Annotated in this window: 6 protein-coding genes; 3 read left to right on the plus strand and 3 right to left on the minus strand. The window is 70.8% G+C overall.

All coding sequences use genetic code 11. From position 1 onward, the window contains the following. Window positions 1-64: 64 nt before the first annotated feature. The 3 genes from ACFU99_RS28025 to ACFU99_RS28035 form a co-directional block, all read right to left on the minus strand. Window positions 65-1,102, minus strand: coding sequence for a phosphotransferase (locus ACFU99_RS28025; RefSeq protein ID WP_384397137.1), 1,038 nt, complete (start codon window positions 1,100-1,102; stop codon window positions 65-67). A gap of 240 nt (window positions 1,103-1,342) precedes the next feature. Then, window positions 1,343-1,759: a pyridoxamine 5'-phosphate oxidase family protein gene (locus tag ACFU99_RS28030; protein WP_384397128.1), complete on the minus strand. Its 417-nt coding sequence runs from the start codon at window positions 1,757-1,759 to the stop codon at window positions 1,343-1,345. Between the two features lie 127 nt (window positions 1,760-1,886). Then, entirely contained in the window at window positions 1,887-2,546 is a 660-nt protein-coding gene (locus tag ACFU99_RS28035) for a response regulator (RefSeq protein WP_384397140.1), read from the minus strand. A gap of 348 nt (window positions 2,547-2,894) precedes the next feature. On the opposite strand from ACFU99_RS28035, the gene pdhA reads away from it, so the two are divergent. From pdhA to ACFU99_RS28050, 3 genes are all read left to right on the plus strand, one after another. Continuing rightward, window positions 2,895-4,106, plus strand: a complete 1,212-nt coding sequence (gene pdhA, locus ACFU99_RS28040) for a pyruvate dehydrogenase (acetyl-transferring) E1 component subunit alpha (protein WP_384397131.1) — start codon at window positions 2,895-2,897, stop codon at window positions 4,104-4,106. A gap of 1 nt (window position 4,107) precedes the next feature. After that, window positions 4,108-5,088, plus strand: a complete 981-nt coding sequence (locus ACFU99_RS28045; protein ID WP_384397134.1) for an alpha-ketoacid dehydrogenase subunit beta — start codon at window positions 4,108-4,110, stop codon at window positions 5,086-5,088. Between the two features lie 93 nt (window positions 5,089-5,181). Continuing rightward, window positions 5,182-6,573, plus strand: coding sequence for a dihydrolipoamide acetyltransferase family protein (locus ACFU99_RS28050; RefSeq protein WP_384397143.1), 1,392 nt, complete (start codon window positions 5,182-5,184; stop codon window positions 6,571-6,573). Window positions 6,574-6,584: the final 11 nt, after the last annotated feature.

Below are 6,584 nucleotides of genomic sequence, written 5' to 3' on the forward strand. Positions count from 1 at the left end.
GCGCTGTACGGCGCTGCCCCCGGCTCTTCCGTTTCCAGCCCTGCGTCCGTCCGTTTCCGCCCGCTCAGTCGCAGAACGCCCCGCGTACGGCCGCGTATTCGCGCGTCCACCACACCGACAGGGCGGAGGACGCCGGGAATCCGGGGTCGGCGCGGCGGTCGTCGAGCTGGTAGCGCCAGCGCAGCATCCAGAAGTCGTTGAGCCGCTCCCACCACACCCGGTGCGCTGCGGCGGCCAGTTCGGCGCTGTCCGCGCCCGCCGTCGCCCGGTACGCGCGCGCGTACGCGCGTACCTTCACGAGGTCCAGGGTGCCTCCGGGCCGTACGAAGAAGATCGCCGCGGCGCGTACGGCCTCCTCCGCGCGGGGCTGGACGCCGAGCCGGTCCCAGTCGACGATCGCGGCCGGTTCGCCGCCCCGGTAGAGGAGGTTGAGGGGGTGGAAGTCGCCGTGCACCCAGCCGCGGGCGGGGGTGGCGGAGGGCGCGGGGCGGCGGTGGGCGTGGCGCTCCAGGAGGGCGCGGCGCTCGACGAGGCGGTGTTCGGCCAGCTCGCCGAAGATGTCGCGCGGGCTGCTGCGTACGAGCTTGAGCAGCTCCTCGATGAGGGCGAAGGTGTCTTCGGCCCTGGCCGCCGCGTCCGGGGGCGCTGACGCCGCAGGGGCGTGCGGCGGGCCCTCGCCGCCTCCCCACGGGCCCTCCCCGCCCCCCTGCGGGCCCGGCATGACCTCTTCGAGGCAGGTGTGCACCCGGCCGAGCAGCGTGCCCAGGCGGCGTGACTGGGGCTCCGACAGCTCGGCGCCGTCGCGGTGCCGGCCCTCGACCCAGGGGTGCAGGGCGTAGCAGCGGCCGCCGACGACGGCGACGGTGCGGCCGTCACCGTCGGCTACGGGCGGGGCGACGGGCAGGCCGAGGGCGCGGAGCCGCAGGGTCGCGTGGTGCTGGCGCGCGATGGCGGCGCGGTCGGCGGCGGCGTCGGCGTCGAGGTGGTGCTTGAGGAAGTACCGGCCGTGGGTGGTGGCCAGGCGGTAGCCGCGGTTCAGCAGACCCTGCGTCAGGGGCTCGCAGGTCAGGGCCTCGCCCGTCTGCTCGTAGCGGCGCAGCAGGGCACGCAGGGTGCTGCTGTCGGGTCCGTCGGGACCGCCGTCGGGGCCGTTTTCGGGGCCTTTTTCGGGGGAGGTGCCCGCCGCCGTACCGCGGTCCGGGGGGCTCTGCGGTACCTGGGCTGCCTGAGGGGTTCTGCTTCTGCCCTGGACGGGGGCGGTGCGGCCCGGAGGCCGGGCGGGGGCATGCGGCAGGGCCCCGGCAGGGGCGACAAGTGAGCGTGGCACCTGCCAAATGCTAGATCACGCAGAGTGCACGGGTCGTCGCGCTGGGACATCTCCGAGGTGGTGAACGGTGATGAACTGCGGTTCGACGCACAAATATGTGGGATCGAAGGGCGCTCCGTCGGCGGTGCGCGGGGCCCCTCCGAAGAGCTCCAGCTCGCGCGTGCCGGGGGTGAAGATCTTGGCGGTGCCCACGAATTGCACGGTCCAGACCTGGGCGTCCCCGTCGCCGATGTTGTCCGCGCCGTACGCGACGACGCTGCCGTCGCACGCCTGCGCGTAGCCGAATCCGCCGTGCAGCCGCAGCATGACGTGCCCGCCCACGACGATGTGGCGGGCGACGGTGACGAAGGGCAGGGCGCGCATGCTCACCGAGACCCGGCCGTAGGGGGTGCGGCCGAGGAGGTCGATCGCTCGATATTCGTGGGTGGGCATGGGGACTACTCTGCCCCCCTTGGTACGGGCCAAGTAGGGGCACCCGCCCTTTTGGTCAGGGACGTTGGTCCCGATTACGGCGTACTGGGGCGGTTTGGGACGGGTGCCGCGGGGACCCCGCCGGAGGTCAGCGTTTCTCCGCCTGGAGTCGGGCGACGTACGCGGCGGCCTGCGAGCGCCGCTCCATGCCGAGCTTCGAGAGCAGGCTGGAGACGTAGTTCTTGATGGTCTTCTCGGCGAGGTGCAGCCGCTCGCCGATGGCGCGGTTGGTCATGCCCTCGCCGATCAGGTCGAGAATCTTGCGTTCCTGCTCGGTCAGGCCCGCGAGCCGGTCGTCCCCCTTCGGCGCGTTGCCGTCGCGCAGCCTTTCCAGGACGCGGGCGGTCGCGACGGGGTCGAGCAGGGATTTCCCGGCCGCCACGTCCCGGACGGCGGACAGCAGCTCATTGCCGCGGATCGCCTTGAGGACATAGCCGGAGGCGCCTGCCATGATCGCGTCGAAAAGGGCCTCGTCGTCGGCGAAAGAAGTGAGCATCAGGCATTTGATGCCCTCGTCCTGCGAACGGATCTCGCGGCACACCTCGACCCCGCTGCCGTCCGGCAGCCGCACGTCGAGCACCGCCACATCGGGCCGGGTGGCCGGAATGCGCACCAGCGCGTCCGCCGCCGTACCGGCCTCGCCGACCACCTCGATGTCCTCTTCGACGGAGAGCATCTCGTGGACTCCGCGCCGGACGACTTCGTGGTCATCGAGTAGAAATACAGTGATTTTGCCATGTTCGCGCACGACGTCAGTCTCACACACGAAGTCTTCCCCTGCTCTTGTTACTCGGGATAACGTGCCGTCGTTCCGGCTCCCTGCAAGGCTGTGACCAGTGGCGTTTCCCCGCTTTCCCGATTTACTTGGAAATCCAAGCAAAATCGCAGGTCAGATAGGGTTTCGCAGAGTTGTGACGCACTGGGTAACGTGCCTGTTGCAGGCCATTCGCCGGGGCGCCTGTCACGCCCGGTTCCGGCCTCGGCACACCCACCCTGTGTGCCGTCGGACACCGAGCGAGCCTCCCCCACCTCACGGTGGGAGGGATCCCCTCTGGCCGCCGGCGACCCCGGGGGCCGGACAGACGGAGGAGCACACGTGACCGCGGAAAGCACGGCGCGCACACCGCGCCGCAGCAGCAAGCGCACCACCAGCGCGAAGAAGCCCGCCGGCAGCACGAAGAAGACGGCCGAGACCGCGACCGCGAAGAAGCCGGCCGCGGGCACGAAGGCGCAGGCCGAGAGCCCCGAGCTGGTACAGCTGCTGACGCCGGAAGGCGAACGGGTCGAGCACCCGGACTACTCCATCGACCTCACGCCCGAAGAGCTGCGCGGCCTCTACCGCGACATGGTGCTCACCCGGCGCTTCGACGGCGAGGCCACCACCCTCCAGCGCCAGGGCGAACTGGGCCTGTGGGCCTCCCTGCTCGGCCAGGAGGCCGCCCAGATCGGCTCCGGACGGGCGACCAACCCCGACGACTACGTCTTCCCGACCTACCGGGAGCACGGCGTCGCCTGGTGCCGCGGAGTGGACCCGACCAACCTGCTCGGCATGTTCCGCGGAGTGAACCACGGCGGCTGGGACCCGAACGAGAACAACTTCCACCTCTACACGATCGTCATCGGCTCGCAGACCCTGCACGCCACCGGCTACGCCATGGGCGTGGCCAAGGACGGCGCGGACTCGGCCGTCATCGCCTACTTCGGCGACGGCGCGTCCAGCCAGGGCGACGTGGCGGAGTCCTTCACCTTCGCCGCCGTCTACAACGCCCCCGTCGTCTTCTTCTGCCAGAACAACCAGTGGGCGATCTCCGAGCCCACCGAGAAGCAGACCCGCGTCCCGCTCTACCAGCGCGCGCAGGGCTACGGCTTCCCCGGCGTCCGCGTCGACGGCAACGACGTCCTCGCCTGCCTCGCCGTCACCAAGGCCGCCCTGGAGCGCGCCCGTACGGGCCAGGGCCCGATGCTCGTCGAGGCGTTCACGTATCGCATGGGCGCCCACACCACCTCCGACGACCCGACGAAGTACCGGCGGGACGAGGAGCGCGAGCTGTGGGAGGCCAAGGACCCCATCCTGCGGCTGAAGACATATCTGGAGAAGACCGGCGCCGCGGACGGGGAGTTCTTCGCCGCGCTGGAGACCGAGAGCGACGCCCTCGCCAAGCGGGTGCGCGACGCCGTACGGAACATGCCCAACCCCGACAACATGGCGATCTTCGAGCACATCTACGCCGACGGGCACGCGCTCGTCGACGAGGAGCGTGCCCAGTTCGCCGCCTATCAGGCGTCGTTCGCCGAGGAGGGCAACTGACATGGCCGCCGAGAAGCTCTCGATCTCCAAGGCGATCAACGCCTCCCTGCGCACCGCGCTGGAGAACGACCCCAAGGTCCTGATCATGGGAGAGGACGTCGGCAAGCTCGGCGGCGTCTTCCGCGTCACCGACGGCCTGTACAAGGACTTCGGCGAGGACCGGGTCATCGACACCCCGCTCGCCGAGTCCGGCATCGTCGGCACCGCCGTCGGCCTCGCGCTGCGCGGCTACCGCCCCGTCGTGGAGATCCAGTTCGACGGGTTCGTCTTCCCCGCGTACGACCAGATCGTCACCCAGCTCGCCAAGATGCACGCCCGTGCGCTCGGCAAGATCAAGCTGCCGGTCGTCATCCGCATCCCCTACGGCGGCGCGATCGGCGCCGTCGAGCACCACAGCGAGTCCCCCGAAACCCTCTTCGCGCACGTCGCGGGCCTCAAGTGCGTATCGCCGTCGAACGCCTCCGACGCCTACTGGATGCTTCAGCAGGCCATACAGAGCGATGACCCGGTCATCTACTTCGAGCCCAAGCGCCGCTACCACGACAAGTCGGAACTCGACCGCTCCGCCGTGCCGGCCGCGCTGCACGCCGCCCGTACGGCCCGTACCGGCACCGACCTGACGCTGGTCGCCTACGGACCGATGGTCAAGACCTGCCTGGAGGCCGCCGCGGCGGCCGAGGAGGAGGGCAAGTCGATCGAGGTCCTCGACCTGCGGTCCATGTCGCCCATCGACTTCGACGCCATCCAGGCGTCGGTCGAGAAGACCCGCCGCCTGGTCGTGGTCCACGAGGCGCCCGTCTTCCTGGGTACCGGCTCCGAGATCGCCGCCCGCATCACCGAGCGGTGCTTCTACCACCTGGAGGCGCCCGTCCTGCGCGTCGGCGGCTACCACGCCCCGTACCCGCCGTCGCGGCTGGAGGACGAGTACCTTCCGGGACTGGACCGGGTGCTGGACGCCGTCGACCGCGCGTTGGCGTACTGAAGGGCTTGAGGGGAGTACGAGACGATGACTGCGAGTACAGCTGACGGAAACACGGCGAACACGGCGAACAGCCGGCGTTTTCGCGAGTTCAAGATGCCGGACGTGGGCGAAGGGCTCACCGAGGCCGAGATCCTCAAGTGGTACGTGACCGTCGGGGACACCGTCTCCGACGGGCAGGTGGTCTGCGAGGTGGAGACCGCCAAGGCCGCCGTCGAACTGCCCATCCCCTTCGACGGAGCGGTGCACGAGCTGCGCTTCGAGGAGGGCGTGACGGTGGACGTGGGCACCGCGATCATCGTGGTGGACACCCAGCCGGGGGCGGGCCCGGCGGAGCCGGTGGCGACGGTGCCGGACCAGCAGACGTACTATCCGCCGAAGGACCAGCCGTCCGCGGAGGAGCCCGGCGAGGGTGAGGGCGAGGGGCGCAAGGCCGTCCTGGTCGGGTACGGCGCGGCGCCGTCCTCCACGAAGCGCCGGGCGCGCAAGCCGCAGCCGGGGACCTCGTCCCCCGGTGCGGCGATTCAATCGGAGCTGAACGGGCACGGTGCGGCTCCCGCCGCTGAGACGCCTGCTCCGGGCGCGCGGGCGCTCGCCAAGCCGCCGGTCCGCAAGCTCGCCAAGGACCTCGGCATCGACCTGGCCTCGGTCGCCGCGACCGGCCCGGACGGGACCGTCACCCGCGAGGACGTCCACGCGGCGGCGGCCACCGCGGTCGCGCCGGCGGCCGCGCCCGCCGAGCCGGAGAGCGCTCCGGAGGCCGCCCCGCAGCCCGCCGGCCTGGCCGCGCGCGAGGTCCGCGTACCCATCAAGGGCGTACGGAAGGCCACCGCTCAGGCGATGGTCGCGAGCGCCTTCACCGCGCCGCATGTCACGGAGTTCATCACCGTCGACGTGACGCGCACGATGAAGCTCGTGCAGGAACTCAAGTCGGACCCGGACATGGCCGGGCTCCGCGTGAACCCCCTGCTGCTCGTCGCCAAGGCGTTCCTCGTCGCGATCCGGCGGCATCCGGAGGTCAACGCGGCCTGGGACGAGGCCAACCAGGAGATCGTGCGCAAGGAGTACGTGAACCTGGGCATCGCGGCCGCCACGCCGCGCGGCCTCATCGTCCCCAACATCAAGGACGCGCAGGCCAAGACCCTCCCGGAACTGTCGGCCGCGCTCGGCGACTTGGTCTCCACCGCCCGCGAGGGGAAGACCAGCCCGGCGGACATGGCCGGCGGCACGGTCACGATCACCAACGTCGGCGTCTTCGGCGTCGACACCGGCACGCCCATCCTCAACCCGGGCGAGTCCGCGATCCTGGCCTTCGGCACGGTCAAGCTCCAGCCCTGGGTCCACAAGGGCAAGGTCAAGCCCCGCCAGGTCACCACCCTGGCGCTCTCCTTCGACCACCGGCTGGTCGACGGCGAGCTGGGCTCCAAGGTCCTCGCCGATGTGGCGGCGGTCCTGGAACACCCCAAGCGCCTGATCACCTGGGGATAGCCGCTGGATAC

The organism is Streptomyces sp. NPDC057654 (genome assembly GCF_042800135.1).
Taxonomy (GTDB): domain Bacteria; phylum Actinomycetota; class Actinomycetes; order Streptomycetales; family Streptomycetaceae; genus Streptomyces.

Excerpts from the sequence above, each read along its gene's own strand:
- ACFU99_RS28030 (WP_384397128.1), bottom strand. The coding sequence starts at position 1,759 with ATGCCCACCCACGAATATCGAGCGATCGACCTCCTCGGCCGCACCCCC.
- ACFU99_RS28050 (WP_384397143.1), top strand. The coding sequence starts at position 5,182 with ATGCCGGACGTGGGCGAAGGGCTCACCGAGGCCGAGATCCTCAAGTGG.
- ACFU99_RS28045 (WP_384397134.1), top strand. The coding sequence starts at position 4,108 with ATGGCCGCCGAGAAGCTCTCGATCTCCAAGGCGATCAACGCCTCCCTG.